This is a genomic window from Gemmiger formicilis (genome assembly GCF_024462815.1).
Lineage (GTDB): Bacteria > Bacillota > Clostridia > Oscillospirales > Ruminococcaceae > Gemmiger.
Map to the genome: position 1 here is coordinate 436,304 of NZ_JANGCG010000001.1, position 23,662 is coordinate 459,965.

The following is a 23,662-nucleotide window of genomic DNA, read 5'->3' on the forward strand; positions in this document are numbered from 1 at the left end:
GGAGCCTTAGAAGAATGATAATTGCTCGGGTTGTTTGGCCCTCTCTGCGGCTTCCTGCTCGGCCTTGATGCGTTTCTGCACAGCGGCGGGCAGCTTGGGTTCTTGCGGGTTGAATAACTCGCAAATCTCTTGCCCGGTTTGCAACTTCCACCATTCGGCGAACACTGTTCTGTGACACCATTCACCGGGAACGCGAACGTCCTCATAGCAGCACAGGACAACATCTTTGCCGTAGGACAGATAGTTCTCCAAAATCCGCTTGATTTGGAACGGGCCCGTCTTGTCGAGGTAACGGAAGTACGGTGTTCTGAACCGTTCCACGTTTGTCTCGCTGAACAGCCAGCCCGGGGGCGCAATCTCCGCAATGTTGCCTTGCAGCTGATACTTCAAGGGGAATTTAGGAGGAGTGCGCGTTACCCCGACCACCGTGTACTTATCACCGGCAAGTTCCGGGTTTGAGTAGCGGCTGGTGAAAATCTTAGGCGGCATCGTTCTTCACCTCCCCGTACAGCTTCTTGACCGTATCGACACCCTTGCGGATCTCGTCGTTCAGATTGTAGCCGAGGGATTCATAGAACCGACCGTGTACCATGCACTCATAATCGCGCTTCATGGTGTCGGCCTGCTGCTTAGTGATTCCCAGCCGAAAATCCTTTGCGATTCGCAACGCTTCTTTGTACTGCGCACTTGCGACGTACTGGCGAACCATATCGGACTTCTTCATTTCCATCGCTCTCTTTCTGGCAATTTTAGCAGAAAACTTTCCAACTGTCAAGTTTCTGTATTATCATTATAACTTTTTACGTACTCTAAGTCAATGATTTTTGACTTCTCTACGCTGTTTTTTCGCCAGTTTTACCGCTCTGAAAATCTCAGCCGGGGTCGCGCGTTTTTTGGTGTGACAAATGCGAGAGAATCGCGGCGCGCTCATTTCCCGCTCATTTCTCCCTGCCCTGCTCCTGTTCAACGTTTTATCGCGCTTTTGCAAAACAGGCTCTCGGGCGTCTGCCGGGGCTTTCCTGCGGCGTACCGGGGTCTTGCGATGTGTCACTTTGCGCTGCTTTCGCGCGTCTTTACGCCCTGCGGGCGGCTGTCGCCGCCCTCTCCCCACCTCCGGTGGGTGGGCGTTCGTGTATTCTCTGTGACATATTGCTTCCTCACTCCTTGACATACTGACACAAATTCCCTACGATAGAATTACCGTGAAACACTTTCGATAGGAGATTTCATCATGGACGAAAAACTCTACCGCATGGATGGCAATAGCGTCTCTCCTGTGTCTTACAGCTTCTTCGATACCGAGGACAAATTGCAAGCGCTCATTGCCGAAAACCCCGATTTACTTCTCCACGAACTTTACAGCGCCGAGGACATTTCCGCCGGGCGGCGGCTTTTCCTTATTGGCCGCGAAATAGGCTTGCGGAAATCCGCCGATGACAGCGCTTCGATGTGGCTCGACGTGCTGTTCGTCGATGATAGCGGGCTGCCTGTTCTCGTCGAGGTCAAGCGCTCTGTGAACCCGGAGATTCACCGCCTTGTGGTCGCGCAACTTATCAACTACGCCACCTTTGCTCGCCTGTGGAACAAGAGCCTGTTGCAGAACGGATTCCGGCAGAACAACGGCGCGGAGATTTTGGCTGAGTACGACACCGATTCGTTTTGGGATACCGTTCTCACCCATCTGCGCGAGGAAACCTACACGATGGTCGTGGCCGCCGACAAAATCAACGGCGAACTGGCCGAGATGCTGGCTTTCCTCGACAGGAAGATTCCCGACATTACCGTATGCGGCGTAGAGGTCAACGCTTACGAGGGCCTTTGCACTACCCGCTTCATCGGGAACAGGGCTTCGCAGGCAACTAAGGCGGCGCGCTCCTACAAGGAATGGGATGCAACGTCACTTCTCGCAAAATGCAATGAGGTTCGGCCGGATCTTGCCGCCTGCACGGAGAAGCTGGTAAACTACGCGCTTGGCTGTGGGCTGCCTATCCACTACGGCCGTGGCATGATTTACGCTTCTATGGACGTGTCCATCAATGGGGCTTGGCTTTATCAGATTCAAAGCCTTGACCACGACATCGGCCTTTTCGTCTCCTATGCAAACCTGTCCAGCAAACTCGGCGGGGCGCTGTCTCCCGAGCAGATATTGGAAATGTTCTCACCGCTTGGGCGTGACGGGCATCCGCTTTCCTACTCGATGCTGTATATCAAGCTGCGTGTCAGCGATTTGGCCGCCGGCGACAACTTATCCGTTTTCCTCTCCCAGTGTGACCGCATTCTCAACATCTACCGAGAACATTCTAAATCTCTTATACCCCCCCCCGCTTTACATCTCTAAAGCGAAAGAGCAGTCTACCCAACCGGGTCGGCTGCTCTTTTCTTTGTCAATTTTGCGATGCTACCACTTTACACCTTTACGGCTTCACTTTCAATGACTTTTACTTCCACTTTGTTGCTTTTTGTTTCTTTTGCTTTCATACCGTTGTCCGGCGTGGGCTTTGTCCACTTCGGCAGCAGGATTTCCTGCATCTCCGTCGCCGGATTCGGCCTTTGCTGAGAGAGCCGCGCGTTCAAAGTGTCGATGGCTTCGCGGTGCAGCTTGAACGTGCGACGCAGATACTTCTCGTCGGAATCGTCAAAGTCCGGCTTGAATGAGAACAGCATTTCCGCAATCTCCCGCCACTCTGCGCCGTCGAGGTAGCGCATTTCAAGGACGGAACGCTGGTCGGGCTTGTGGATGCACCCGATGATGCTCCGCAGCTCGTCGCGCTCTCTGTCGCGGTCTGCGATCAGTTTCCGGATGTCGGCTTCTAGCTTTTCCTTGCGTTCCAGCATTTGGCCGATTTTGTCCACATCGGATGACGGGTTATGCGGCATCCCGGACAGGCTCGGGCTGGATACGCCTTTCATGCGGAGAATAAGAGTTTCCAGCCGTTCTATCTGATTGTCGATGTACCTGTTGTCGTCGCGGTGACGTTTCAAGCGCGCTTCGATTTCCGATACTTCTCTCAATGAGTCCATCCCCCTTTTCAGCGGCATGGACTCGGCCACGCCTTACGACGGTTTCTTGGCTTCTTCGCGGACAATCGGCTTGTGCAGCAGGTCATAGTTCTGAATCGCAATCTGAACGACAGCCAGCACATCGTACATTCGGACGGTCACCATACCACCGTTTTCACGCGACAGGCTGATAGTGTCATCTTCTGCGTCCACCATGATCTTGACGGTTTCCGGCTGCTGCGACTCAATGCCGGTCTTTCGGCCATCCTCAAAGGTGAAGGTGGTGTAGACCCCGTCGGTGCTGTACTCCATCTGTGCCGGGGTCATACCGTGCGACCGCTCAATCTTCCGTTCCGACATTTTCAGACTCCTCTCTGCGTTTCGGACACCATAAAGGGCTGTACTTCATGGCTTCGCCGTAGATTTTCTTTTCATCCATGATACCGCACACTCGCATCGGGCGGCCCTTGGCAGGGTTCTTGTTCACCACCAGCAGGTGGCTGCACTCCTTGCACTTTGGTACTCTCCTGCGCATGCTTACTCCTCCGGGGCTTCGTCGCTGTCCTCTGCTTCCTCGCCGGGGTTGTTATCGGCGGCACAATTTTCGGAATTTTCCTCGACCTCGTGGAATTCGGCATCCACCGCGTCGTCATCCTTGCCCGCCGTGGCGGCCTTTTCTTCGGTGGGTACGCGCTCGACACCGCAGACCCAGCTTTCAGCCTGCTCCTTGATGTCCTCGATGTGCATTGCCGAGATGGTACACTCGACAAACCGGCCGCCGTCCGTGATTTCATACTTTGCACCGTAGCCTTGCAACAGGTCAACGATGGCCTTTCTCGCTTGGATGTCGTAGTCGTCGGCATCGAACGGGCCGAACTTGACATTGTAGGCATCGTTCTCGTGGCCCTGCTTGGATTCTTCCGAGCCGTCACCCAGCATAGCCACGGGCGCGGAGGGTGCGCTTTCCGGGCTGCCAGGCTGCTCGTTGTCCTTTTCCTCGGTGTCGAACAACGTGGTCTGTGCGCTCTTTACCGGGCGCAGGACGTATTCGCCCTCCTCCTCGTCGTAGACCATCTCGGCGTTCGGATTCACCATGCCGCTTTCCCGCTCCTTGATGGCCATAACGCTAGACACTTGATGCTTGAACTTCGGTTTCAGCTGACCCTCGTTCTCGCCGGTCGCGCTGATCGTCAGCTTGAGGTTGATGTCCGCCTGCCCGGACTTGCCCTTGACGATGTTGCCGAGGGCCTTTTTCAGAATCGCGTCGAAGTTGTCACGCATCTCGTTGAACACGCTGCTGCTGAGGTTGATTTCGGTACAGTTTTCTTTACACATATTGCAAATTCTCCTTTATTTCGGTTTTGTATTTAACGAAAAAGGGCCTATTCCACGAAATGAACCCAACTTTTCGCGGTGAAAAAGTTGAATTCATTCCAAATTTAGCCATTGACCCATCTGCTGGTATCGGTATCGTTTGTCAGCCAAACCGATACTTTCACCATCGGGTTATCCGAATATCGCTTCACCACGCGGGCATCCACGATTTGGGAATCATCCCTGTACGCAATGCCGTTCAGCGCGTCCGAGACGATTTTGCCCACGTTATCCCAATCCGGCTTGGTTATCGGCCGCTCCGCTCCTGCGCGCATCAGGCTCTTTTTCTTCGCGCTCGCGCTCTTGGGGATGGGCCGATAGGCCACAACCAGCATGGACAGCGGCTCGTTGTCCGGGAATCTCGCGCCGTGGGCTGCCATCTGATAGCACCACTTGACGGTTTCCTCGTAGTTCTTCGTCTTGGCGGGCGTGTACACTACCCCTGTCGCCATGTTCGTCCTCGGGCGCTCCTTGGCAACCGGCTCGCCGGGGACCTCAAAGCTAATTCGCGTCAAGGGATTCATCCTTGGAAGCCTCCTTGTACTCGACCCACCAGTAGTAGGCGTTCGACTTTGCCGTTTTCTTGTACCGGGTCATCTTTACGATGTACCCGTTTCGCGCAAGGATGGCCGCCAATGCGTCGCGGTCAGCCTTGTCATCCACGCTAATTTTCAAAATTCCACCTCCGGGATGCTGAATTTAGAACCGCCAACCTGCTTTTTCTGAATTGCAGCGGGGTCTTCCTTGCTTACTTTTTCGACCACCCATTTGAGGATGGCGCTGTAATCGTCGTGGTACACCTTGTTCGTGCGGCCTTTGTACTCGTCCAGCACATAGACGAACTTGTTAGCCGCCATAGTGCCGTATTCCTCAGCCAGCGAATCGAACTGCTGCTGGGTCAAATGCACATGAGGGGCAAACTCTTTCTTGTCTCCGCCCGCCTGTCGTTCCTGCCCATTTGCGAGGGCTTCTTCCTCAAAGCGCTTTCTATGGCGCTCGACGCGCTTGCGGTCTGCGTCCTTGCGCTTCTTGGTCTGAAAATCGTACCACTGCTTTTGCCAGATTTCCCAATCATGGATGTACAGGGTGTCGCCGTCCATGTCGAGAAATCCGATGTCAAGCATGGCGTCCACGATTTTCGACGGCACAAGCCCCTCGCTAAGCCCCGAGGAAATCGCATCGGCAACGTCGGACTTGTCCATTTCATCCAGCCGGCCGACCGCGTCGGCATTATTGATGCCCCACAACCACATACCGACCAGTATGCCGAGGGCTTCTTTTTTGGAGCACCCTGCCCGCTTTGCAAAGCGATGCAGCTTCCCGCCCATCACCTGCTCGTGGACGCTTATCCATGCCAAAATTCATCACCTCGCTTTCACGGATTCTCCGTCAGCTTTCTACCACTTCGGCATCAATGACGGTTTCTTCCGTTTTGGCGAGTTCTTTCTGAATCTCCACTGCGGCCAATTTTTCAACGGCATCCAGCGAACCCACGGTGATGCTGTGCGTACTCTCAAATCCGAAATTGGCGCAGATCTTCTTGATGATGACCTCGGCCTTGCTACGGCCCACGCCTTGGATGATTTTGTTCAACAGATTCTTCCGCTGCTCGCTGCTGATAACGTCCGATGCAGAGGAGTCGCCGTTCTCGGGCCCGGACTGTGCTTCATCGCTCACCTGCCCGCCCTGCGGCATCTCGCGGAAGTTTGCGGGAACAGCGCCGGATGCAACCATCTCGTCCTCGGAATACGTTCCCTCGTAGTCTTTCGGGAACGCTTTGCGGAGACACTGGCTGATGGCGACCTTGTTAATCATCGTGCTGGGCTTGGACGACCAGTTCGCTTTGCCGCTGCTGTACTCGGCCAGCGAGACCTCCACATAGGCATCGCGCTCTTTCTCGTTGCGGATGTAGTGGATTCTGCACCAGCCACCGACCAGCGTTTCCCCGGGATACAGGCAGCAGCCGGGCTTAGAGATGATTTCCTCGCCACGCTTGATGATGATACCGTCCTCGCTATCGAGGTAGTTCGGGTTATCGTAAGCCCTGCGGAGATAAGCGTCCTTGCCGACAACCATCTGCGCCGGTGTCGTGCCGAACTTGATAAGATAGACCTCCCCCTGCACAAGTGGGTTGAGTTTCTGCGACTTGCAGGTATTGAGAAAGAACACCAGCTCTTGGTCCGTGATGTTTTCCGCGTTGCCGCGCACAAGGTAGCTTTTTACAAAATCAATGTCAATGTCCACATGGACACCGTTGACATCGTAGCTTGCCACGAGAGCGCTCCGCTCATTTTTTGTCATTTCACTTTTCATGGCTTACGACCTCCCGAGCGAAATTTTCGTGGTTTTCTTGTAAACCACACCGGGAATCTGAACCGAGCCCTTGCTCATGCGGATAAGGCGCTTGACGGCGGCTTCATCGACCGGGCGGATGATGACACCCGCGACCTCGGTAGGAACCTTGCTCACGTCGATGCTCTCGATTTCCCAATCAGTGCTGGCTGACACGCCGGAAACTTTCGGCGCAGGCTTGCCCTGCACGACGGTGGACGCAGTAGCAAGGGTTTCTGCGTACTCCATGCGGGCCGCCGCTTCCTCTGCGTCACCGTTGCGCTCAGATTCGACCGCCTCGTTCAAAAGGCGCTCGGCTTCGGCTTCCTGCAGGCGGCGCATCCGCTCCTCCTGCTCCAACCGCTTCTTTTCCTGCTCCATGAGGTAGCTGCTCATAGCGCCTTTCAAGGTGCTTTCGGCTTCCTGCAAGGGGGCGAGCATTTCCTTTTCCCGGGCGCAGATTTCTTTGTGCGCCTTGGCGGCGTTCTCTTTCAGCGGCTTCCAGTAATCCTTGACCGCTTTGATTTGGGCTTTCACCCGCTTGCCGTACTCGGCCGCTTCGCCGTAATCCGCTTCGGTCTCGATGATGATGCTGCCCACCTTGCCGGTGATGTCCTTAGACCCGGCTTCGAGAATTTTTTCCTCGGCTGCCGGCGCGGCGGCTTCTTGGGGCTTGCGGCGCGGCGGGATGACCGCCACGACGTTTTCTTTGACTGCTGTGTTCATGGTATCCTCCTTACTTGTATTTCTGCTTGTGGTTATGTATCGTCAGGCAGGCCATAAAGACCCGCCACGATTCAGCGTCGTTTTTCCTGTACACCGGCATCTGATACCTGCCGTCAGCTTGCAGATGCACGATGGCCTTTTGCTCCACCTGCAATCCCGTGGCCGCAAGCATCTGCTCGTAGGCTTCCAACTGTACCCCTGTCAGCATCTTATTGACGGTTGCGCTCGTCTTGAAATCGACCAGCGTAAGCACCTGCGGATCGGTGTCGCTCTTGGACAGCGTACACAGCATATCCAGCGTACCGGCATACCCAAGCGCCGGGTGATAGGCCCTGTGTTCAACCGAGAGTGGCTGCACGTTGTAGTCTTTCATCCACCGCAGGAAAGCCTCGAAATAACCCCTGCGGGCTTCGGAAATATCCGTGATGCCGAGGGTCACATAGTCCTCAATGGTGCTGTGGACTTCCGTTCCTCGCTCGGCTGCCGCTTGCAGCGTCTCCGGCCGGATTCCTGCATACAGTGTATCCGACAGCGGTTTCATCAGCGTTGTGACGCTGGGCAGCACCTGCGTTCCGTTCAAAATGTACTGGTGGGTCTTTTCCTCAAATGCCAAACCCGGCTGCTGCGGGATTTGGTCTACGAATTCAGCCATAGGCGTTCTCCTTAATCTCAAAGTCGAAAAGCTCTGCCAGCTTCCCGGCGCTCATATCTTCGATGCAATCCGCGTGATACATCTTTCCGTTGATTTCGGCATAGGCTTCGCCGGTAATGATGTCTTCCTCGCACCATGCACAAGTGCCAACCACTTCGGGTTCAGGCGCGTTTGGGCAACCCGGCATGTGCGGGTAGGTATGGCAATACTCACACATCCTGCTCCTCGCTTTCCTCGTCCACGCACTCGGCCAGCATCTCAAAAAGCTGCTTTACCAGCGACACCAGCTTTACCAGCAGGACGAACAGCGGAATCAACAGAACCTCGCCGCCGATTGCCCTGTACCCCCGGGCCGCGTAGGCGGCCTTGACGGCCATAGGCGTGAAGAACGCGCCCAACAAGACCGCGAGGATGTACCAGCGGTAATACCAAATTCCAATAGCCAGCGTATAAAGAACTGTCCGTGCGCCGCTGTTGCGGCGCTTCTTTTTAGCCTGCATGGGGAACCTCCTTTACAAACACACTTATGTTGACTTTTTCCATATTTGCAATCGCAAGGTCAAGTTCATGCTCATTGTGGATGCCGAACTCCTCTTGCAACAACTTCATAACTTTTTCTTCTCGGGTCATTGCTCTCACCGCTCGCATTTCTCCGCGATGATGCGGATCTCCGAGATGGAATGTGACAGCTTATCGAGAAAGCCCATAATTTTCTTGAAATCGGCTTTCTCGTCGTCGTCAATCACGCCATCAGATGCAATTTCGACCAAGCGGTCTTTTACCTCGTCGATTTTGCCCTCGTCGAGCGCTTTCAGCATCCGCAGGGTTGCAAGCTCAATGCTTGTTTCCTCTGTGGCGACGGGCATCTCGCAGCCTATCGGGCAGACGTTCTTGCAGTAATGCGGTTTCAGCTGAGGGGCATTGTAGACATCAGCCATGCGGATGACGTTCTCAACCGGCACAAATTTTGTCAGTCCCAGTTCATAATCCGCGAGGGTCGAGGGCGAAATTCCAAGGGCTTCCGCTGCCCCCTCTCTGCTGGATAGCCTGTCGTTGTACATTGCGGCCTTTTTCCTCGCCTCGTAGTACACATTACCTACCGCTTTAGTTGCAGCTGCTCCCATTTAATTCACCCCCATTTCTCGGTAAAATAAGTTCGTAGTGGAAAGAATCACCAGCAAAGTTTCCATCTGTCAACTTTTGGTCGCAAAAAATAGCGTTGAACTGTGCCATGTCCATACCCGTGTAGTTCGCAATCTGGACCGCCTTGTTCAACTGGATTCCTGTCTCGTTTTTCAGCCACTTGTTGATAGATGCCCGCGGTATATCCAAATCACGCTCAATGTCGCTGATTTTCAGCCCCTTTGCAACCAAATGGATACGGAATAGCGTCTCGTTCATCGTCTCACCACCTTGTTTTTTAGGTTAAGTTTATTATAACTTGCCAACTGTCAAATGTCAATGGAAATATTGACGTTTGGCAATATTTATTTACATATCGCAAAATTTTAGGTATTCTATTACATATAAAGGAGGCTTTGTCCATGATAAACAACATTGAAGAAAATTTCCACTTCGACCAAATCCTGGCGCATGCTATGGATGAGCGCGGAATGAACGCCGTACAGCTGGCTTCTCTAACGGGCCTGTCCTCCGGTGCGATTTCTCGCTACCTTGCTGGCGACAGGCAGCCCACCGTGTACAGCATTCAGCAGATTGCCAAGGCTCTCGGAGTTTCTGCCGACTACCTCGTAGGCATCGACCCCGTGCTGGCCCCTCCGAAGAAATCCGGCGACCCCGAGGAAATCATTCTGCTGAACGCATTCTCCAAGGTGAGCGAAGATGACCGTGCCGTCCTGTGGGCGCTGCTGCGGAAATATATGACTCCGCACGACCGCGCCCTGCTGGAAGCCCTTAACCAAGACAACGAATCCGGCGCCGTATAATTTACCTGCCGTATTCGGACTAAGGGGAGGGCTTCATCATGCAAAAGAACCAGACGAAAAAAGCCGCTCTCTATATCCGAGTTTCTACCCACTACCAAATCGACAAGGATTCTCTACCATTCCAGCGCAACGAACTGATAAACTACGCGAAATACGCTCTCGGCATTGATGACTACGCCATTTTCGAGGACGCTGGCTACTCCGGCAAAAATACGGACCGCCCGGCGTACCAAGACATGATGCGCCGGATCCGCGCCAAGGAATTTTCTCACCTCTGCGTTTGGAAAATTGACCGCATCAGCCGCAATCTTCTTGACTTTGCCGCCATGTATGAGGAGTTGAAGAAATTCAACTGCACGTTCGTCTCCAAGAACGAGCAATTCGACACGTCCAGCGCCATCGGCGAAGCCATGTTGCGCATCATCCTCGTATTCGCCGAACTCGAGCGCAAGCTGACCGCCGAGCGTGTCACGTCCATCATGTACTCCCGCGCCAACAAGGGCCTTTGGAATGGCGCTCCTATCCCGTTAGGCTACAAATGGGATGCCAAGGGCAAATACCCCGTCATCGACGAGGATACCGCCGTTGTGGTGCGCTATATCTACGACCAGTACGAGAAAATCCACAGCACCATGAAGCTGTCCGACAAGCTGAACCGCGAGAACATCAAGTCGGCGCGCGGCGGCGAGTGGACGGGTACAACCGTAAAAGGAATCCTGCGGAACCCGTTCTACAAGGGAACCTATCGGTACAACTACAAAACGCAGACCGGGCGCATCAAGCCCGTGGAGGAGCAGATCATCCACGAGGACAACCACCCCGGTATCATCGACAAGGAGCAATGGGACCGTGTGAACAAAATTCTCGACGAAAATTCCACCCGTTCCGTCGCGCAGCTGCGCTCAAACGTAAAGTACACGCACATCTTCTCCAAGCTGCTGCGGTGCGGCCAGTGCGGCCACACGATGGGCGGCGGACTTGACCGGGCGCGGTCTGACGGATACCGGCCGTCGCGCTACTACTGCACCTCTCACACGAGCAAGTCAGGATGCACAAACGGCGTTTACAGCGACGTATACCTCGGGCCTTTCGTGTTCAACTACATTGCAAACCTTGTGCGGGCCCAGCGGGCGCTCACCGACAGCCAAAAGCCGCGAGATTTGGAACGGATGCTGCTCCGTGGGAAATTCTTTGACAACGTCGCGGGCATCGAGCAGCAGGGTTTGCTCGACACCTATAACACGATTCTCTACGGCAGCGGTGAGGATGTCATGTTGCAACCCAGCCCGGAGATTGCCGCGCAAAGCGCGTCCGAACTGGAATTGCTGGACCGCGACCAAAAGAAATACGAGCGCGCGCTGGAGCGCATCGAGCAGCTGTATTTGTACAGCGAGGAATCCATGCCGGAAAAAGACTACGTTCTGAAGCGGAACGAACTCAAAGCCATGCTGGACAACATTGCCGAGCGCCGCGCCGAGGTAAATTCCCGTCTCGGCCTTGCCCCAGCCAGCAGCGATTTTTTGGAAAAAGCCACCTACTTCTATCTCACAAACAGCTTGAATCAGAAGCGCTCTCTCGACTTCCGCAAGATGGTCGATACTTTCGAGCCGAAAATGCTACAAGACTTCCTGTGTTCTGTGATAGACCACATCGTTGTCGTAGACGGTCATGTAGCATCCATCAGCTTCAAGAACGGCCTAACGAATAAGTTTATATATAAGGCCACAAAGCCCCCTAAGAACGCTTCTACGAAGCCGTGACATAGCAATAGCCGCCCGACGAATCGGGCGGCTATTTTTATCCATTTTTGCACTTGCATCCGCAATTTCTGCATGTCTCGGCGGAGACCTCTTTTCCCGTGCGCTTGCAGTAAAGCCGCTGGTCGCTTCCCTGCCGTATGTGCCGGCAGTTCGGGAATCCTCTGTCCGCCAGGACACTTTTCTTCGGCTTCTCTATTTCTCGGCACCTGCCTTTCTCGACCTTTCGACCAGCATTTTCTCATACGCTATGCAGCGAGAGCGCCAGTAGGCCATCATGTTCGCCATTTCCCGGTACTTCGCGCTGGTCGCTTGCAGTTCTCCCTCTAGGCGGCGGATCCTCTCGGCATCGCTTTTCCTGCCCGCTTCATCTGCCGGGCGCATCACCAAGGCAAACAGCATCATCCCCAGCCCAAAGCCCAAAAAGCCGCCCACACACATAGCCAACACCATTTCATCCGACATATTCCCTACTGATTTCCTCCCTTGTACCGCTTTTGGCGGTTCTTCTTTTCCTGCTCATGCGTCAAGTTCATTGCATCTATCGGCGCAAATTGCTTGCTGTACGCCTTTTCGGCTTCGAGTTCTTTCTTCCAGCTGATGTACCGTTCGCATACGCTGTGACACCCTGCCTGTCTGTACGCACAGCCATAACATGGTGCAGTCATCTCGCTCCCTCCTACTCTCCATGACGATGTTCCATTTCGATGGGACCGTCATCCTCGGTGTGCTTTTCGTGCTCGATTTGCTCACCCTCGCGGAACCCTATCTGATAGCCCAGCGCCATGCACAACACGCAGGCTGCCGTCTGAATCAGCGCAGCACACAGAATAGCCAAGTCCATCACTCCACCTCCTCAGACCAATATTCTTCGCGGCATTCGCCGCAGGAGATATTCCTGCAACTTTTTTCTTCCCTGTAACCCGGGTCGAAACTGTTCGGGCAAAAAGACAGCGCCCCATCTGTTATTTCCGCTCGCGGAAACATCTCTAAAAATTTCATCTGACGGGTCACGATAGGGTTTTTCTTTCCCCACTTCTCGACGATTTCGACCCGCTTTTTGATTTCTCCCGCATCTTTCGTAATATCGCACCCGTTCGGCAGAACGCAATGCGCGCAATCTGCCTGCTTATTGTGCATTCGCGCCAAGGTTTTCAAATATTCAACAGCATCCAAGTCTAGCAACCTCCTTCTTAAACTCTCTGTATGCCCGCGTGTACTCATACGACGGCTCAAAGATGTGCGATACCGCATTGCCCAGCTTCGGCTCGAACTGGTTCAGCATGAGCAATTCGTCCTCAAACCGCCCGGCAAATGGGCAGCCAGCGCAGCCGGTCCGCCTACACCCATATAGCGTGTAGGCTTCGCTGTGCCGGATTCCGTAGCATTTCTCGAACAGCGCCTTGTCCTCGCTTTTCCACCAAAACAGCGGAAAATGCTGCAATCCGTGCCGTCCGTCGGTCATGCAGCTTTTGTAATTTGTGGAGCGAGCCCCCCCTTCGGCCTTTCTGACCCCTATAAACTGGATGCCCGCCGCGTACTTTTTCCTTGCCAAGTCTCCGGCGCTTTTCTTCGCCAAGTCGCAGCATTTTTTCGATATGCTGAACGTGGGCGGATTCAGCACCATAAACTCTTTCAAGTGGGCCGCCGACGCGATTTCCGTCTGCAACGGCCTGTGCGGCTCGTCTTTCCAGCTATTACACCACCACCTAAGCGCCGCTTTGCATTGCGGATACTCCGCGTAGAGGGCGTCGAACGGCTTATCTTCCCACTTGAAATTGTGTTTTTGCAGCCGCTCTATATATTCAGAGAACTGCTTGCTGTAAAACGGATAGCCGACGGATCGGACCGCAGCAGCCACTTTCTTCTTGCCAGATTCCTCGTGTATCTCGATTCCGTACCGGCCTTTCAGATAGCGGATGTGTGCCTTGGTCGCATCCATCTCTATTCCCGTATTGAACCACACATAGTCAACCTCACAGCCGCTCCCGGGCTTCAGATGCTCCACGACATCGACCATGTCATCGCTGTCCGAGCCGCCCGAAACCGACACCAATATCCTGCTGTGCTGGTCCATTACGCTCTTGGTTTTACAGAAACCGTCATACACCGCAAACGTCGGTGCTCTCGCCATGTAGTCCTCTACTTGCATTTCTTTTTGCTTTCTGGTCCTTTCCAATTACGAATGTCTTCGACGCTTAGGATTCTGATAATGATATACTCTTTGTCCGGGTCAGCGCCCCATTCTGGCACACCGTACTTTCCGAATTGAATTGTCACCATGAGACACGCCGTAGGGCTATCCGGCTGATAACCTGCACGGATTTGAATAGGGAACATTTTCAGATGGAACGGGTCCTGCATCTCTTTTTCGGGCGCTCTACCGCGAGCCCGGAAAAGTCTCTCTTTCCAGTAGTCCGTAGGCTCGCGGTATTCCTCGCGCTTTTTTCCTGTGCAAATCATATCGAACCATTTTCTTTTGATCGGGAGCGTCAGCATTACCGTCCACCTCCGTTCATTTTTTCCTTTTGCTCGATTTCGGCCAACTTGGCCGCCAGACCCGTTTCAAAAATGCGGCGATTTTCCTCGTCACTTTTGCTTGGGTCGCTTTTATAACGGCATGGCTCTTCCAGCGGGCAGCCATCGCACCTTCGATTGTGCAAAGTGTGCTTGGCGCAGATCCCTTTCAGCTTGTAAACAACATCGGTAGGAATATGTACCCATGCTTTGCTTTCCAAGGTCATTCCTCCCCTGCCTTTTCCTTGGAATCTTTCAGCAGACCCCAAAGCACCGTCTCGGTGTAGTTTACGAGATTCCAGTATTCCGCGCCGTAGAGTGCCGCCTCGTTGTCGGGGTCTTCATTGCGCTGGTTCTCCTCGTCCTCGTCTGCGCAGGGAATCTTTATGCCTTTTCGGTGCAGCAGATTGTCAAACTGCTCTACGATGCCGCAGGCCCGCTCCCTCACGCTCTCGTTGACCTCGATTTCGTGAAGTGCGTCCGCCAGCTGCAAAAGCATTTCCTTGATTCTCTCTGCATCCTCGACGAGTTCCCGGGTACTCTTCGGCACACCAGCCACGCCGTTGCTCCTTGCTTCGACCCACATTTCGATGTGTTCGTCAATGTCGAAATACTCCGCGTACTCCCGGACTTTCTCAACAAAATTTTCTTTCTCTACGGTCACGACGAGATTTTCGCCCGCCGGGGAATAGCTTTCCAGTTCGACCGTTCCGACTTCTTGGTCCTCGCTCACGCTCCACCCGAGGTTTTCGCAGCCCTCGAAAAGTTTCTCAATCATGCCTTGCCCTCCAAAATTGAAATAGCCTTGTTGATTGCGGCGCACTCGTTCTTTTCCCGGCAGGATTCATAGCACATATAGAAGCGGCAGCAGGGCAATTTTCCGTTTTGCCCAACAGCCTGGCCGATTTCCTTTAGCTGCCGTATCAGTTCCGGGCTCGCCTTTTCATACGGAACGCTCGTTCCGCGCTCATTGTCAAACCGCAGATTTTTCGGCTTGCTCACGCCGCATCAGTTCCTCTCTGATTTCGCCCGCCAGCCGAAGCCAGCCGGGTTCGTCGATTTTTCTGTCGCCGTATCCCGGCATCTCCGCAAGGTCTTTCGACATCACTTTCAGGCTCGAGGTCTCGATTTCTTTCAAATTGTCGTGGACAAAGCGCTTGACGATGCTCGGCATATAGGTCTGACGGCCGCAGGCATACCGTACAGCGCACACACAGATGCAGCCGAATGCCAGCCCCTTAGTATCGACCATGCTCGTCTCCGCCTTTCTTGAATCCCATCGGCAGGACGATGGAGCATCTGGTGTTCGTCATGTCGCGCTGCGCATAGTGCATCACTTTCGACAGGAACATATTCACGCCGGCGGCGCTGAATTCATCGCCACTTCCCAGCTGCTTTTGAACCGCCTGCGTGCTGCCGATGACCGCCCCGGCGACGATGTCGTAGATTTCCTCCAGCGTACCGCAGCTGTGGATTTCCGTGCCGCCTTTATCCGTGACCCTTACCTCAAAATACACTTCACTCATGGTAAAACCTCCTCAGACGGTCACAGCCGCCTGCTCATTGATGGACTTCCAAATTGCCGGGCTGAGCGTAAGCACGTCGTACCCTGCCGCTTCCAACTCCGTCGCGCGGTCATAGCTTTTCACGTCCTGGCTGAACCGCGTAACCGCATTGCTCAGGCCATACAGCGACAAATCGCCGCCAGCAATCAGGTGGCTGAGGATGCCTGCGCCCTCTTTCTCACCAAAGCCGATGTGCTTTCCCGTCAGTTCCACCACTTTCGGAACATCCGTGCCCGTGATGGGAACCTGCTTTGCCTGTCGCATGATGTCCAGCACCTTGTCGAACTGGGTCTGGTCCACCGTCGCGCTCACGATGTCACGCAGTTTCATCATAAACGCCCGGTCATCAGCTTTCAGCGTCTCGTCTCGGAACAACTCGCGGTTCTCGGAGAAATTCTGAATGCGACCGATGTGTCGCCGCTTCTCGCCCGCTGCGTTCACGACCATGCCGTTCGTGCAGACAAGGCGGTAAATAAGCGGCTGGACCACCACGCCACCAAGGCCGACCTCGCTGTTGGAAATCAGCATACCCGACTGCACGATGTCGCCGGGTACGACTTCCGCCTGTATGCGGGGATTCACGACCTTGATGTACATTCTGTCGTCCGTCACCTCGCAACTCTCAATGGTCGCATCGGGCATCTTGCTGATGATGGGCAGGACGCACTCCGCAATGTCCAAGTTGTCGATGCAGCGGTAGCGGTCCGACAGGAACGCGCGCATATCACCATCGAGGGCGCGGACGAGCCGCCGGGTGGGGTTCTTCTCGAGCCAGCTGTTCACGTTCTGCACGAGCAGTTCCGGGTTCTCCTTGCGCATCAGCTCGTAATACTTGGCCGGAATGTTAAGGTGCGTACCAATCTGCCGGTGCGCGTTCTCCGTCATGCCAAGCTGCAAGCGGCTGTCCTGCAATTCCAAACTGACCTGCGGGCCCTGCTCCCCGTTGAACATCTCCATGCTACGGGTGTCCACCATAAAGTCGCGCTTTGCGTTGGCGCGGCGCTCGATTTCCTTTGCCCAATCCTGCAAACTTCTGCCTGTTTTCATAACTCAAACCTCTTTCTGTAAAAATTCGTGACTGCTGTTGACTGCTGTGGAACTGGTCTGTCGGTTTACTTTCGCCCTGCTGCCATCACCTCCTGCTTTGCCGCTTTCCATGCCCGCATGAAGCGGCGGTAGTCCTCTTTCCCGTCGAGGGTAACGATACCGTGCACACCGTCATCATCGTCGAATACGCATCCGACATAGCCGCTCTTGGCAATGACCTTGTCAATCAGCTGCTTTTCCTCATGCTTTCCCGTGATAATCGCCGCCGGCCGCAGGTGACGCATATCCACGCCGTCGAGACCCCGCAGAATCTTGTGGCCTTTGTACTCAACTTTCATCATCCCACCTCGCAGACTTCATCGAACAGCAGCGCGTCATTCGAGAACTTGCGATACCGGCGGGCGATTCCGTTCCGGCGCATGTCCTCGAATGCCGCCCGCGCAAATTCTGGGCTTGCCAGCTGAAACGCAAGCAACCGACTCTGCAAACCGTCAATGCTCGGCCTCGCGTAGATGGTGTCGCTCTTTTTGTGCATTGCGGGGAGTTCGTCGCTCCAATCGACCAGCTCCAACTTAACGCCGCTGGGAGTCTTTGCTTCATCAATGACTTTCATTCTTCCACCTCGTCCTGATCGTCGAACTGCTCCACAATCTTGCCACGCAACGACTCCCACATTTTCAACGAACTTTGGCTAACCTCTTTTACGTACTCGCTCGTGTGAGGGTCGCTGATTTCTCTTTCAAAATCAGCGACAACGTGCGTCAACGCTAAGCGAATTCTGATAACCTCAATCCTCGTCAACTCCAAGGTCATCATCTCGTCGTCCTTCATCTTTCAACACGCCCCTTTCCAAAGGTTGCTTTTCTCTGCCATGCAAAACGCGCTGCTGTCGTACCCCTGCAACTTCGCGAGGTTTTGCAGGATGCTGGCAATCGGCCACGCTGCATCCTTGACGTACCGGCTGTCCCGCTGGGCCCGCAGAATGTCGTCTGCGATTTTCTCGTCCATCGGGAGGTCGATGCACGTCTCTGCGGTTTCGCCGTCCAACTTCGCCATGTGGTAGGTAATGCAAATGTACTTTCTCATTTCAAAGCTCCTTTCTGCCGCTTTGTTCAGACCTTTTTGCTCTCGGTGGCGATTGGTGTCGCCGTCGTCATCTTCCGTACTTCATCTCCGATTTCATCAAGCCGACTGCGCATTTCGTTGATTGCGCAGTTGATTTTGCGTTCTTCATCTTCAAGCTGCTCCATGCGCTTCGCCGTAGGCTTCATATCACGGAACACCTGCAACCCGCACAAGTCGTACAATTTGGCGGCTGTCTCTTTGTTCGGAATCGCCGGGTGGTAGGTATAAACGGGCTCCACGACCTCGTGATACTCTGTCGTGCTGATCTCGCGCTTTGCAAGCGCTGTGAATTCTTCGTATGTCATGGTTCAAACCTCCTCGTTTTTAATGAATTTTCTAAGAGCGCCGTCCTCTGCATCGCCATCCAGCCACTTCTCGAATGCTTCTGGAAAGCGTCTTTCGATTTCATCCATGAGCCAGCCGCGTACCGCCGGGATGTTGTGGTCGCTGTTCGTGGTCGTCATCTCCCACAGGTCCAACAGCCGCTCCGTGCTGTAATGTTTCAGTTCCAGTACCGCATCCATTTTCTCTATCTCCTGTCCGTCAGTTGAAGTTTCCAACTGTCAATATTTTATATTATTATTATAACTTTTGACAGCTGGAAAGTCAAGAGAAAATGTTTCCATCTGTCAATTTTTTTACCTATTTTTCCGTTTTGTGTCCGAGACAAAAGAAAAGACGCACAAGGCATAAAACCTTGCGCGTCGTGGGTTTATTCAAATCATCTATACTCGACTACACGGACAGCCATAGCTGCGCACGTAGGCCAGCGGCGGGGTTTCGTAAAAGGCTGCCAGCACCTTGGCTGCAGCGTCATTGTGGGTATAGGTCAGCTTTTCCAAGTGAATTCTCCTTATGACAAACGCCCATGAGGGCGCACCTATCCAAACATACCATATTAGTATACCAAATCTTGTGCTAAAGCACAAGCGGCAGACAATGAATTTTTTGTGCAAATCAGATTTTGCTGCAAAAATGCAGATTGGCAGATTGACATTTTTCCGTGCTTGCGCTACAATACATATGTTATGCCGCTGTGGCGGAACTGGCAGACGCAAGGGACTTAAAATCCCTCGGTAGCGATACCGTACCGGTTCGATCCCGGTCAGCGGCATTTCGTGAAAGTCTAAACAGCAACGGCTGTTTGGACTTTTATTTTTGCTAATTTTTGCTGAACGAAAGGCATCTTCCATGCTTAAAATACAAAATTCCCGCAAATGGCACCTTTTTGCGCTGGGGGCCGCCCTGGGCATTGCCGTTTTTTTGCTTATCTACGGCACAGCCCCGCTGAATGTGGCCAATGACAGCTTCTGCCGCGGCGGCTTTATTGAAAAGGATATTCAGCAGCATTATGCCGGGTGGCTGTTTTACCGGCACAGTGCCCTGGGCTGGCCGCTGGGCGTCACGCAGGCGGTCAACGCGCCGGACGGTGTGAGCATTGCCTACACCGATTCCATCCCCCTGCTTGCGGTGCTCTGCCGCCCGCTGGCGGCGGCGCTGGGGGGAACTTTCCAGTATTTCGGTTGGTTCACCCTTGGCTGCTTTGCGCTGCAGGGCGGGTTCGGGGCGCTGCTGTGCGGGCTGTTCGCCAATGCCCTGTTTGCCCAGCTGGCGGGGGCGCTTGTATTTACCGTCAGCCCGGTTTTAATAGAGCGCGCCTTCCGGCACAGCTCGCTGGGGGCGCAGTGGCTTGTGCTGGCGGCACTCTACTGCTATTTTTCCTGCAGGCGGCAGGGGCGGTATGCATCCGCCGGGCTGTTTATCATCAATGTGCTGGCCGTGGGGATTCACCCCTACTTCCTGCCCATGACCTACGCCGTGACGCTGGCGCTTCTTCTCGAATATGCCGTTACGCACCGGCAGTGGCTGCGCCCGGCGGCGCTGCTTATCGGCAATATGGCCTGCACTGCCGCGCTGGGCTGGGCGTTGGGGCTGCTGTACGGCACCGCCACCAGCGGCGGGCAGGCGCTGTACGGCTACTTTGCCATGAACCTGAACGCGTTGTGGAACCCCATAGGTGTGAACGGCGTTCTGTACAGCCGCCTGCTGCCCGCACAGAATCAGGTAAACGGCAACTATGACGCCTTTGCCTATCTGGGGCTGGGTGTGCTGGCGGCACTGCCTGTTGTGCTGGTGCTGGGCCGGCGGCGGATTCTTTCCTGCCTGCGCCGCCATTGGGCGCTTTGCCTTGTCTGCGCGGTGCTGACCGCCTTTGCCATCAGTAACACAATCACGGCCAACGGCGTGACACTGGCCACCCTGCCGCTGCCCGCGGCGGCTGTCAAGCTGTTCTCTGTTTTTCGCTCCGGCGGGCGGTTGTTCTGGCCGGTGTATTACCTCTTGGTGCTGACCGCGTTTGCCGGGCTGGCACGCCTGCCGAAAGGCACACTCTGGGTTGCGCTGTTTGCGGCGGCACAGCTCTGGGATGTAACCCCCGCGCTCATCCAGCGGCATGACGCCATGCGCAACGCGCAGACAGTAGCCGAGTTTCCCACCGCGCTTACCAGCAGCTTCTGGCAGGCGGCCGCCGGGCGGTACGCTCATCTGGAATCCGTACAGGGGCTGCAGGCGGACAGTCTGCAGCTGGCACTGTGGGCAGCCGACAACACTATGACCACGAATGACCCCTTTGCCGCCCGCTATGATGAAGCCGCGCTGGCCGCCCGGCGGCAGAGTACGCTGGACGCGCTGGCCGCAGGTACGCTGCAGAGCGATACGCTGTATCTGTTTGAGGACGAGGGCGCCTTTTTGCAGGCTGTGGAGCCGGTCAAGGACGCCGCATGGTGCGGCCGCGTGACGAGTGCAGACGGTCGGTGCAGCTGGTATGTCATTGCGCCGGGGCTGCAGGGGCAGCACTTTGATGCGCTGTGCACGCCCTACGATGCAGACTACCCGTTGCGTCTGGCCGATTACACCGATGCTCTTTGGAACCGCGGTGTGCTGGATTCCACCCGGAAAACCATCTGTTTCAAGGATTCCCCCTTTGCCCGCGCAAGGCTGGAGGGTGCCGCGTATCTGTGTGCGAATGGGCAGGAATACCCGATACTGGAAATTGATGACCACGATGCCGGTTGGCTGATGGTCACACTGGAAATTGACGATGCCACAGTTTTGTGGGATGAGGAGCTGACAACAAAATGAAAGAGCTGTATGTAAAAAGCCTGCTGCCCGTGCGGCTGGACAAGTACCTGATGGACCAGTTCCCTGCCCTTGGCATGGGGCGGCTGAACAAGGCCCTGCGGGAGAATAAAATCAAGCTGAACGGCAAAAAGCAGCCGCTTTCCACCCGCGTGCAGAACGGCGATATTATAAAGCTGTTCCTGACCGATGACCAGCTGGAAAACCGCCCCACCCCCGCCGCTGTCTTTGTGTATGAGGACGATGACATTATTATTGCCAGCAAGCCCGCGGGCATTGCCGTGGACGGCCCGGACAGCGATACGCTTCTGCGCCGCGTGCAGGCGAAGCTGACTGCCGAGGGCAAGCCCGCCCGCGCTGTGCTCTGCCATCGGTTGGACACCGGCACCAGCGGCCTTGTGCTGTTGGCAAAGAACAGCGCTGCCGAGGCCTTTCTGACTGCCGCCATCAAGGCGCGGGACATTGAAAAACGGTACCTCTGTGTGACCTTCGGCCGCCCGAACCCACCCGCCGCCCTGCTGCGGGATTATCTGCTCAAGGATGCCGAGCGCGGCATTGTGCGCATCACCGACACAACTGCCGGCGGTGCCAAGGAGGTTATCACCGGGTATGAGACACTGGCTGTCAGCGGGCGTCTGGCCCTGCTGGAGGTTGAGCTCGTGACCGGGCGCACGCACCAGATCCGGGCGCATCTCGCGCATATCGGCTGCCCGATTCTGGGCGATTCCAAGTATGGCAACAACGCCGCCAACCGGGAGCTGCGCTTCAAGTATCAGGCGCTCTGCGCATGGGAGCTGCACTTTCCCGCCCAAATCAGTGACCCGCGCTTTGCCCATCTGGCCGGGCGGGTTTTCCACGCAGAAAAGCCGTGGTATTACCAGCAGATTCTGGACGGCACCTTGAAATAAGCCAAAAGCAGCGCCCCGCCGCACGGTTTGTGCAGCGGGGCGCGTTTTTTTCGGTTATGCCTTGGCATCCTCTGCCAGACTGCGTTTGCGCAGCCACAGCAGGATTGCCGTAAGAATAGCAAGCGAGGCCACCAGTGTGAGCAGCCAGTTTTCCGTAAAGCCCGCAATCAGGTAGCCGGGCACGCAGGACGCTATCACCACCAGCGCATACTGCATCTGGGTCTGCACATGGTTGATGTGGTTGGACTGTGCGCCGGAGCTGGACATAATCGTGGTGTCGGAAATCGGCGAGATATGGTCGCCGCAGACAGCGCCTGCCAGCACCGCGGCCACGGCCACAATCATCATTGTGGTGTCCGTCTCAGCAAACATATTGACAACGATGGGCACAAGGATGGCAAAGGTGCCCCAGCTTGTGCCGGAGGAGAACGCGATAAAGATGGCAATGCAGAAAATCAGCAGCGGTACAAACCGCATCAGCCCGGCGTTCAGACTGACTGCCTGCCGCACAAAGTCACCGATGCCCAGTGCATCAGTCATACCCTTCAGCGTCCATGCCAGCACCAGAATCAGGATGGGCGGCATCATCAGCTTGCCGCCCTCCGGCACCGAGTTCATAAAGTCCTTGAAACCGATGACCCTGCGTGGCAGATAGAAAATCAGCAGAAAGCCCACTGTAACCAGCCCGGCAAAGACCAGCGACTCGGACGAGGAGCAGTTGGCGAAATCCTCCACAAGGTTCTGCCCGCCGTTCAGATGTCCGGTCCAGATCATTGTTGCAACGGCCGTGAAAATCATCACCAGCATCGGTGCGATAAGGTCAACCACCTTGCCCTTGGCATATTTGCCGCCTTCGGTGGGGTCATGGGTCTCCTGCGTCTGGAACGCCTCCCCGCCCGAGGTGAAAAGGTCACCGTTGGCCGCGTTGCGCTCGTGCTTTTTCATCAGGCCAAAGTCGAACCCGACCAGCGAGGTGAAGAACACCATGTAGAGCGTCAGCAGCGCATAAAGGTTGAAGGGAATTGTGCGCATGAACATTTCAAAGCCGGACATCGAGCTGCCCGCCGGGACGTAGGAGTTTACCGCCGCCGCCCAGGAGGAAATCGGCGCAATGATGCAGACCGGGGCCGCCGTGGCGTCAATGATATAAGCCAGCTTTGCGCGGGAAACCTTGTACTTGTCAGTGACCGGGCGCATAACCGAGCCAACCGTCAGGCAGTTGAAGTAATCATCCACAAAAATCAGTGCCCCCAGCAGCGAGGTAGCTACAAGCGAGGCCCTCTTGCTCTTGAGCTTCCGGGACGCCCACTCGCCATAGGCGCGGGTGCCGCCGGATTCCTGCATGAGCATCACAATCATACCCAGCAGAATCATAAACATCAGGATGGAAAAATCCACGCTTTCAATCATCGTATTGTACAGCGTATCAAAGGCCAGCCACGGGTGAAACTCCGCCACCAGCAGCGCACCCAGCGCACAGCCCGCAAACAGTGAGAGATAAACTTCCTTCGTGAACAGCGCCAGCAGAATGGCGATAACGGGCGGCATCAGGGACCACCATGTTCCTACAAACATT

40 protein-coding genes and 1 tRNA gene are annotated in these 23,662 nt (G+C 55.0%); 6 read left to right on the forward strand and 35 right to left on the reverse strand.

Translation table 11 applies throughout. The features are described 5' to 3' along the window. Window positions 1-6: 6 nt before the first annotated feature. Window positions 7-489, reverse strand: a complete 483-nt coding sequence (locus tag NE623_RS02185; protein ID WP_256270839.1) for a DUF488 domain-containing protein — start codon at window positions 487-489, stop codon at window positions 7-9. Next, window positions 479-724 carry a hypothetical protein gene (locus tag NE623_RS02190; protein ID WP_256270838.1) on the reverse strand — a complete coding sequence of 82 codons (246 nt, stop codon included), beginning with the start codon at window positions 722-724 and terminating at the stop codon, window positions 479-481. Before NE623_RS02190 ends, NE623_RS02185 begins: the two co-directional genes overlap by 11 nt. Window positions 725-1,231: 507 nt before the next feature. On the opposite strand from NE623_RS02190, the gene NE623_RS02195 reads away from it, so the two are divergent. Further along, window positions 1,232-2,338 (forward strand): hypothetical protein, encoded by a 1,107-nt coding sequence (locus NE623_RS02195; protein WP_256270837.1) that lies wholly within the window; start codon window positions 1,232-1,234, stop codon window positions 2,336-2,338. A gap of 68 nt (window positions 2,339-2,406) precedes the next feature. Here the strand turns inward: NE623_RS02195 and NE623_RS02200 are convergent, their stop codons facing one another. The 14 genes from NE623_RS02200 to NE623_RS02265 form a co-directional block, all read right to left on the reverse strand. Then, window positions 2,407-3,012, reverse strand: coding sequence for a hypothetical protein (locus NE623_RS02200; RefSeq protein ID WP_256270836.1), 606 nt, complete (start codon window positions 3,010-3,012; stop codon window positions 2,407-2,409). A gap of 42 nt (window positions 3,013-3,054) precedes the next feature. Next, entirely contained in the window at window positions 3,055-3,360 is a 306-nt protein-coding gene (locus tag NE623_RS02205; RefSeq protein ID WP_256270835.1) for a hypothetical protein, read from the reverse strand. Then, window positions 3,341-3,535, reverse strand: coding sequence for a hypothetical protein (locus tag NE623_RS02210; RefSeq protein WP_256270834.1), 195 nt, complete (start codon window positions 3,533-3,535; stop codon window positions 3,341-3,343). Before NE623_RS02210 ends, NE623_RS02205 begins: the two co-directional genes overlap by 20 nt. A 2-nt stretch (window positions 3,536-3,537) precedes the next feature. Continuing rightward, window positions 3,538-4,335 (reverse strand): hypothetical protein, encoded by a 798-nt coding sequence (locus tag NE623_RS02215; RefSeq protein ID WP_256270833.1) that lies wholly within the window; start codon window positions 4,333-4,335, stop codon window positions 3,538-3,540. A gap of 104 nt (window positions 4,336-4,439) precedes the next feature. Then, window positions 4,440-4,898, reverse strand: a complete 459-nt coding sequence (locus NE623_RS02220; RefSeq protein ID WP_256270832.1) for a RusA family crossover junction endodeoxyribonuclease — start codon at window positions 4,896-4,898, stop codon at window positions 4,440-4,442. Then, the gene (locus NE623_RS02225; protein ID WP_256270831.1) at window positions 4,876-5,049 is read right to left on the reverse strand and encodes a hypothetical protein; all 174 of its coding nucleotides are present in this window, start codon (window positions 5,047-5,049) and stop codon (window positions 4,876-4,878) included. The genes NE623_RS02220 and NE623_RS02225 overlap by 23 nt, the downstream gene beginning before the upstream one ends. Next, window positions 5,046-5,732, reverse strand: coding sequence for a hypothetical protein (locus NE623_RS02230; RefSeq protein WP_256270830.1), 687 nt, complete (start codon window positions 5,730-5,732; stop codon window positions 5,046-5,048). Before NE623_RS02230 ends, NE623_RS02225 begins: the two co-directional genes overlap by 4 nt. 31 nt (window positions 5,733-5,763) lie before the next feature. Further along, window positions 5,764-6,687, reverse strand: a complete 924-nt coding sequence (gene bet / locus NE623_RS02235) for a phage recombination protein Bet (RefSeq protein WP_256270829.1) — start codon at window positions 6,685-6,687, stop codon at window positions 5,764-5,766. Window positions 6,688-6,690: 3 nt separating this feature from the next. Beyond that, window positions 6,691-7,431, reverse strand: coding sequence for a hypothetical protein (locus NE623_RS02240; RefSeq protein WP_256270828.1), 741 nt, complete (start codon window positions 7,429-7,431; stop codon window positions 6,691-6,693). Between the two features lie 10 nt (window positions 7,432-7,441). Continuing rightward, entirely contained in the window at window positions 7,442-8,083 is a 642-nt protein-coding gene (locus tag NE623_RS02245) for a hypothetical protein (RefSeq protein ID WP_256270827.1), read from the reverse strand. Beyond that, window positions 8,076-8,237 (reverse strand): hypothetical protein, encoded by a 162-nt coding sequence (locus NE623_RS02250; RefSeq protein WP_256270826.1) that lies wholly within the window; start codon window positions 8,235-8,237, stop codon window positions 8,076-8,078. Before NE623_RS02250 ends, NE623_RS02245 begins: the two co-directional genes overlap by 8 nt. A 55-nt stretch (window positions 8,238-8,292) precedes the next feature. Continuing rightward, window positions 8,293-8,583, reverse strand: coding sequence for a hypothetical protein (locus NE623_RS02255; RefSeq protein WP_256270825.1), 291 nt, complete (start codon window positions 8,581-8,583; stop codon window positions 8,293-8,295). 135 nt (window positions 8,584-8,718) lie between these two features. Then, entirely contained in the window at window positions 8,719-9,207 is a 489-nt protein-coding gene (locus NE623_RS02260) for a helix-turn-helix domain-containing protein (protein WP_256270824.1), read from the reverse strand. Further along, on the reverse strand, window positions 9,188-9,484 hold the full coding sequence (locus NE623_RS02265) for a helix-turn-helix domain-containing protein (RefSeq protein ID WP_256270823.1): 297 nt from the start codon (window positions 9,482-9,484) through the stop codon (window positions 9,188-9,190). Before NE623_RS02265 ends, NE623_RS02260 begins: the two co-directional genes overlap by 20 nt. Before the next feature lie 143 nt (window positions 9,485-9,627). On the opposite strand from NE623_RS02265, the gene NE623_RS02270 reads away from it, so the two are divergent. Together NE623_RS02270 and NE623_RS02275 are read left to right on the forward strand one after the other, a co-directional pair. Beyond that, window positions 9,628-10,029 (forward strand): helix-turn-helix domain-containing protein, encoded by a 402-nt coding sequence (locus tag NE623_RS02270; RefSeq protein WP_256270822.1) that lies wholly within the window; start codon window positions 9,628-9,630, stop codon window positions 10,027-10,029. Between the two features lie 38 nt (window positions 10,030-10,067). Then, window positions 10,068-11,789, forward strand: a complete 1,722-nt coding sequence (locus NE623_RS02275) for a recombinase family protein (protein ID WP_256270821.1) — start codon at window positions 10,068-10,070, stop codon at window positions 11,787-11,789. 192 nt (window positions 11,790-11,981) lie between these two features. Here the strand turns inward: NE623_RS02275 and NE623_RS02280 are convergent, their stop codons facing one another. From NE623_RS02280 to NE623_RS02365, 18 genes are all read right to left on the reverse strand, one after another. Continuing rightward, complete coding sequence (locus NE623_RS02280; protein WP_256270820.1) at window positions 11,982-12,251, reverse strand: hypothetical protein; 270 nt, start codon at window positions 12,249-12,251, stop codon at window positions 11,982-11,984. 5 nt (window positions 12,252-12,256) lie between these two features. Next, window positions 12,257-12,454: a hypothetical protein gene (locus tag NE623_RS02285; RefSeq protein WP_256270819.1), complete on the reverse strand. Its 198-nt coding sequence runs from the start codon at window positions 12,452-12,454 to the stop codon at window positions 12,257-12,259. 11 nt (window positions 12,455-12,465) lie between these two features. Next, window positions 12,466-12,630 carry a hypothetical protein gene (locus NE623_RS02290; RefSeq protein ID WP_256270818.1) on the reverse strand — a complete coding sequence of 55 codons (165 nt, stop codon included), beginning with the start codon at window positions 12,628-12,630 and terminating at the stop codon, window positions 12,466-12,468. After that, entirely contained in the window at window positions 12,630-12,962 is a 333-nt protein-coding gene (locus NE623_RS02295; protein WP_256270817.1) for a hypothetical protein, read from the reverse strand. The genes NE623_RS02290 and NE623_RS02295 overlap by 1 nt, the downstream gene beginning before the upstream one ends. Then, entirely contained in the window at window positions 12,949-13,938 is a 990-nt protein-coding gene (locus NE623_RS02300; protein WP_256270816.1) for a phosphoadenosine phosphosulfate reductase family protein, read from the reverse strand. Before NE623_RS02300 ends, NE623_RS02295 begins: the two co-directional genes overlap by 14 nt. Beyond that, window positions 13,929-14,285, reverse strand: a complete 357-nt coding sequence (locus NE623_RS02305) for an ASCH domain-containing protein (RefSeq protein ID WP_256270815.1) — start codon at window positions 14,283-14,285, stop codon at window positions 13,929-13,931. Before NE623_RS02305 ends, NE623_RS02300 begins: the two co-directional genes overlap by 10 nt. Then, window positions 14,285-14,524 carry a hypothetical protein gene (locus NE623_RS02310; protein WP_256270814.1) on the reverse strand — a complete coding sequence of 80 codons (240 nt, stop codon included), beginning with the start codon at window positions 14,522-14,524 and terminating at the stop codon, window positions 14,285-14,287. Before NE623_RS02310 ends, NE623_RS02305 begins: the two co-directional genes overlap by 1 nt. A 2-nt stretch (window positions 14,525-14,526) precedes the next feature. Continuing rightward, on the reverse strand, window positions 14,527-15,081 hold the full coding sequence (locus tag NE623_RS02315; protein WP_256270813.1) for a hypothetical protein: 555 nt from the start codon (window positions 15,079-15,081) through the stop codon (window positions 14,527-14,529). Further along, window positions 15,078-15,305 (reverse strand): hypothetical protein, encoded by a 228-nt coding sequence (locus tag NE623_RS02320; protein WP_256270812.1) that lies wholly within the window; start codon window positions 15,303-15,305, stop codon window positions 15,078-15,080. Before NE623_RS02320 ends, NE623_RS02315 begins: the two co-directional genes overlap by 4 nt. Then, on the reverse strand, window positions 15,277-15,555 hold the full coding sequence (locus NE623_RS02325) for a hypothetical protein (protein ID WP_256270811.1): 279 nt from the start codon (window positions 15,553-15,555) through the stop codon (window positions 15,277-15,279). Before NE623_RS02325 ends, NE623_RS02320 begins: the two co-directional genes overlap by 29 nt. Continuing rightward, the gene (locus NE623_RS02330) at window positions 15,542-15,829 is read right to left on the reverse strand and encodes a hypothetical protein (protein ID WP_256270810.1); all 288 of its coding nucleotides are present in this window, start codon (window positions 15,827-15,829) and stop codon (window positions 15,542-15,544) included. Before NE623_RS02330 ends, NE623_RS02325 begins: the two co-directional genes overlap by 14 nt. Before the next feature lie 12 nt (window positions 15,830-15,841). Continuing rightward, entirely contained in the window at window positions 15,842-16,915 is a 1,074-nt protein-coding gene (locus NE623_RS02335) for a DUF932 domain-containing protein (protein WP_256270809.1), read from the reverse strand. 65 nt (window positions 16,916-16,980) lie between these two features. After that, entirely contained in the window at window positions 16,981-17,256 is a 276-nt protein-coding gene (locus tag NE623_RS02340; protein WP_256270808.1) for a hypothetical protein, read from the reverse strand. Beyond that, window positions 17,253-17,528 carry a hypothetical protein gene (locus tag NE623_RS02345; protein WP_256270807.1) on the reverse strand — a complete coding sequence of 92 codons (276 nt, stop codon included), beginning with the start codon at window positions 17,526-17,528 and terminating at the stop codon, window positions 17,253-17,255. The genes NE623_RS02340 and NE623_RS02345 overlap by 4 nt, the downstream gene beginning before the upstream one ends. Continuing rightward, window positions 17,525-17,746, reverse strand: a complete 222-nt coding sequence (locus NE623_RS02350; RefSeq protein WP_256270806.1) for a hypothetical protein — start codon at window positions 17,744-17,746, stop codon at window positions 17,525-17,527. Before NE623_RS02350 ends, NE623_RS02345 begins: the two co-directional genes overlap by 4 nt. Window positions 17,747-17,749: 3 nt before the next feature. Next, the gene (locus tag NE623_RS02355) at window positions 17,750-18,001 is read right to left on the reverse strand and encodes a hypothetical protein (RefSeq protein WP_256270805.1); all 252 of its coding nucleotides are present in this window, start codon (window positions 17,999-18,001) and stop codon (window positions 17,750-17,752) included. Window positions 18,002-18,027: 26 nt separating this feature from the next. Further along, window positions 18,028-18,345, reverse strand: a complete 318-nt coding sequence (locus NE623_RS02360) for a hypothetical protein (RefSeq protein ID WP_256270804.1) — start codon at window positions 18,343-18,345, stop codon at window positions 18,028-18,030. Between the two features lie 3 nt (window positions 18,346-18,348). Further along, the gene (locus NE623_RS02365) at window positions 18,349-18,564 is read right to left on the reverse strand and encodes a hypothetical protein (RefSeq protein ID WP_256270803.1); all 216 of its coding nucleotides are present in this window, start codon (window positions 18,562-18,564) and stop codon (window positions 18,349-18,351) included. A gap of 506 nt (window positions 18,565-19,070) precedes the next feature. On the opposite strand from NE623_RS02365, the gene NE623_RS02370 reads away from it, so the two are divergent. The 3 genes from NE623_RS02370 (at window position 19,071) to NE623_RS02380 (ending at window position 22,086) form a co-directional block, all read left to right on the forward strand. Continuing rightward, a tRNA-Leu gene (locus NE623_RS02370) sits at window positions 19,071-19,154 on the forward strand. A 77-nt stretch (window positions 19,155-19,231) separates the two neighbouring features. Then, complete coding sequence (locus tag NE623_RS02375) at window positions 19,232-21,181, forward strand: DUF6311 domain-containing protein (RefSeq protein WP_256270802.1); 1,950 nt, start codon at window positions 19,232-19,234, stop codon at window positions 21,179-21,181. Beyond that, window positions 21,178-22,086, forward strand: a complete 909-nt coding sequence (locus NE623_RS02380) for an RluA family pseudouridine synthase (RefSeq protein ID WP_256270801.1) — start codon at window positions 21,178-21,180, stop codon at window positions 22,084-22,086. The genes NE623_RS02375 and NE623_RS02380 overlap by 4 nt, the downstream gene beginning before the upstream one ends. 54 nt (window positions 22,087-22,140) lie before the next feature. Here the strand turns inward: NE623_RS02380 and NE623_RS02385 are convergent, their stop codons facing one another. Beyond that, window positions 22,141-23,661 (reverse strand): Na+/H+ antiporter NhaC family protein, encoded by a 1,521-nt coding sequence (locus tag NE623_RS02385; RefSeq protein WP_256270800.1) that lies wholly within the window; start codon window positions 23,659-23,661, stop codon window positions 22,141-22,143. Window position 23,662: the final 1 nt, after the last annotated feature.

Bases quoted from the DNA above. Each gene is read 5' to 3' on its own strand.
- NE623_RS02185 (WP_256270839.1), bottom strand. From the start codon at position 489: ATGCCGCCTAAGATTTTCACCAGCCGCTACTCAAACCCGGAACTTGCC.
- NE623_RS02190 (WP_256270838.1), bottom strand. From the start codon at position 724: ATGAAGAAGTCCGATATGGTTCGCCAGTACGTCGCAAGTGCGCAGTAC.
- NE623_RS02195 (WP_256270837.1), top strand. From the start codon at position 1,232: ATGGACGAAAAACTCTACCGCATGGATGGCAATAGCGTCTCTCCTGTG.
- NE623_RS02205 (WP_256270835.1), bottom strand. From the start codon at position 3,360: ATGTCGGAACGGAAGATTGAGCGGTCGCACGGTATGACCCCGGCACAG.
- NE623_RS02210 (WP_256270834.1), bottom strand. From the start codon at position 3,535: ATGCGCAGGAGAGTACCAAAGTGCAAGGAGTGCAGCCACCTGCTGGTG.
- NE623_RS02215 (WP_256270833.1), bottom strand. From the start codon at position 4,335: ATGTGTAAAGAAAACTGTACCGAAATCAACCTCAGCAGCAGCGTGTTC.
- NE623_RS02220 (WP_256270832.1), bottom strand. From the start codon at position 4,898: ATGAATCCCTTGACGCGAATTAGCTTTGAGGTCCCCGGCGAGCCGGTT.
- bet (WP_256270829.1), bottom strand. From the start codon at position 6,687: ATGAAAAGTGAAATGACAAAAAATGAGCGGAGCGCTCTCGTGGCAAGC.
- NE623_RS02240 (WP_256270828.1), bottom strand. From the start codon at position 7,431: ATGAACACAGCAGTCAAAGAAAACGTCGTGGCGGTCATCCCGCCGCGC.
- NE623_RS02245 (WP_256270827.1), bottom strand. From the start codon at position 8,083: ATGGCTGAATTCGTAGACCAAATCCCGCAGCAGCCGGGTTTGGCATTT.
- NE623_RS02255 (WP_256270825.1), bottom strand. From the start codon at position 8,583: ATGCAGGCTAAAAAGAAGCGCCGCAACAGCGGCGCACGGACAGTTCTT.
- NE623_RS02260 (WP_256270824.1), bottom strand. From the start codon at position 9,207: ATGGGAGCAGCTGCAACTAAAGCGGTAGGTAATGTGTACTACGAGGCG.
- NE623_RS02265 (WP_256270823.1), bottom strand. From the start codon at position 9,484: ATGAACGAGACGCTATTCCGTATCCATTTGGTTGCAAAGGGGCTGAAA.
- NE623_RS02270 (WP_256270822.1), top strand. From the start codon at position 9,628: ATGATAAACAACATTGAAGAAAATTTCCACTTCGACCAAATCCTGGCG.
- NE623_RS02275 (WP_256270821.1), top strand. From the start codon at position 10,068: ATGCAAAAGAACCAGACGAAAAAAGCCGCTCTCTATATCCGAGTTTCT.
- NE623_RS02280 (WP_256270820.1), bottom strand. From the start codon at position 12,251: ATGTCGGATGAAATGGTGTTGGCTATGTGTGTGGGCGGCTTTTTGGGC.
- NE623_RS02285 (WP_256270819.1), bottom strand. From the start codon at position 12,454: ATGACTGCACCATGTTATGGCTGTGCGTACAGACAGGCAGGGTGTCAC.
- NE623_RS02290 (WP_256270818.1), bottom strand. From the start codon at position 12,630: ATGGACTTGGCTATTCTGTGTGCTGCGCTGATTCAGACGGCAGCCTGC.
- NE623_RS02300 (WP_256270816.1), bottom strand. From the start codon at position 13,938: ATGCAAGTAGAGGACTACATGGCGAGAGCACCGACGTTTGCGGTGTAT.
- NE623_RS02305 (WP_256270815.1), bottom strand. From the start codon at position 14,285: ATGCTGACGCTCCCGATCAAAAGAAAATGGTTCGATATGATTTGCACA.
- NE623_RS02315 (WP_256270813.1), bottom strand. From the start codon at position 15,081: ATGATTGAGAAACTTTTCGAGGGCTGCGAAAACCTCGGGTGGAGCGTG.
- NE623_RS02325 (WP_256270811.1), bottom strand. From the start codon at position 15,555: ATGGTCGATACTAAGGGGCTGGCATTCGGCTGCATCTGTGTGTGCGCT.
- NE623_RS02330 (WP_256270810.1), bottom strand. From the start codon at position 15,829: ATGAGTGAAGTGTATTTTGAGGTAAGGGTCACGGATAAAGGCGGCACG.
- NE623_RS02335 (WP_256270809.1), bottom strand. From the start codon at position 16,915: ATGAAAACAGGCAGAAGTTTGCAGGATTGGGCAAAGGAAATCGAGCGC.
- NE623_RS02340 (WP_256270808.1), bottom strand. From the start codon at position 17,256: ATGATGAAAGTTGAGTACAAAGGCCACAAGATTCTGCGGGGTCTCGAC.
- NE623_RS02345 (WP_256270807.1), bottom strand. From the start codon at position 17,528: ATGAAAGTCATTGATGAAGCAAAGACTCCCAGCGGCGTTAAGTTGGAG.
- NE623_RS02350 (WP_256270806.1), bottom strand. From the start codon at position 17,746: ATGAAGGACGACGAGATGATGACCTTGGAGTTGACGAGGATTGAGGTT.
- NE623_RS02355 (WP_256270805.1), bottom strand. From the start codon at position 18,001: ATGAGAAAGTACATTTGCATTACCTACCACATGGCGAAGTTGGACGGC.
- NE623_RS02360 (WP_256270804.1), bottom strand. From the start codon at position 18,345: ATGACATACGAAGAATTCACAGCGCTTGCAAAGCGCGAGATCAGCACG.
- NE623_RS02365 (WP_256270803.1), bottom strand. From the start codon at position 18,564: ATGGATGCGGTACTGGAACTGAAACATTACAGCACGGAGCGGCTGTTG.
- NE623_RS02375 (WP_256270802.1), top strand. From the start codon at position 19,232: ATGCTTAAAATACAAAATTCCCGCAAATGGCACCTTTTTGCGCTGGGG.
- NE623_RS02380 (WP_256270801.1), top strand. From the start codon at position 21,178: ATGAAAGAGCTGTATGTAAAAAGCCTGCTGCCCGTGCGGCTGGACAAG.
- NE623_RS02385 (WP_256270800.1), bottom strand. From the start codon at position 23,661: ATGTTTGTAGGAACATGGTGGTCCCTGATGCCGCCCGTTATCGCCATT.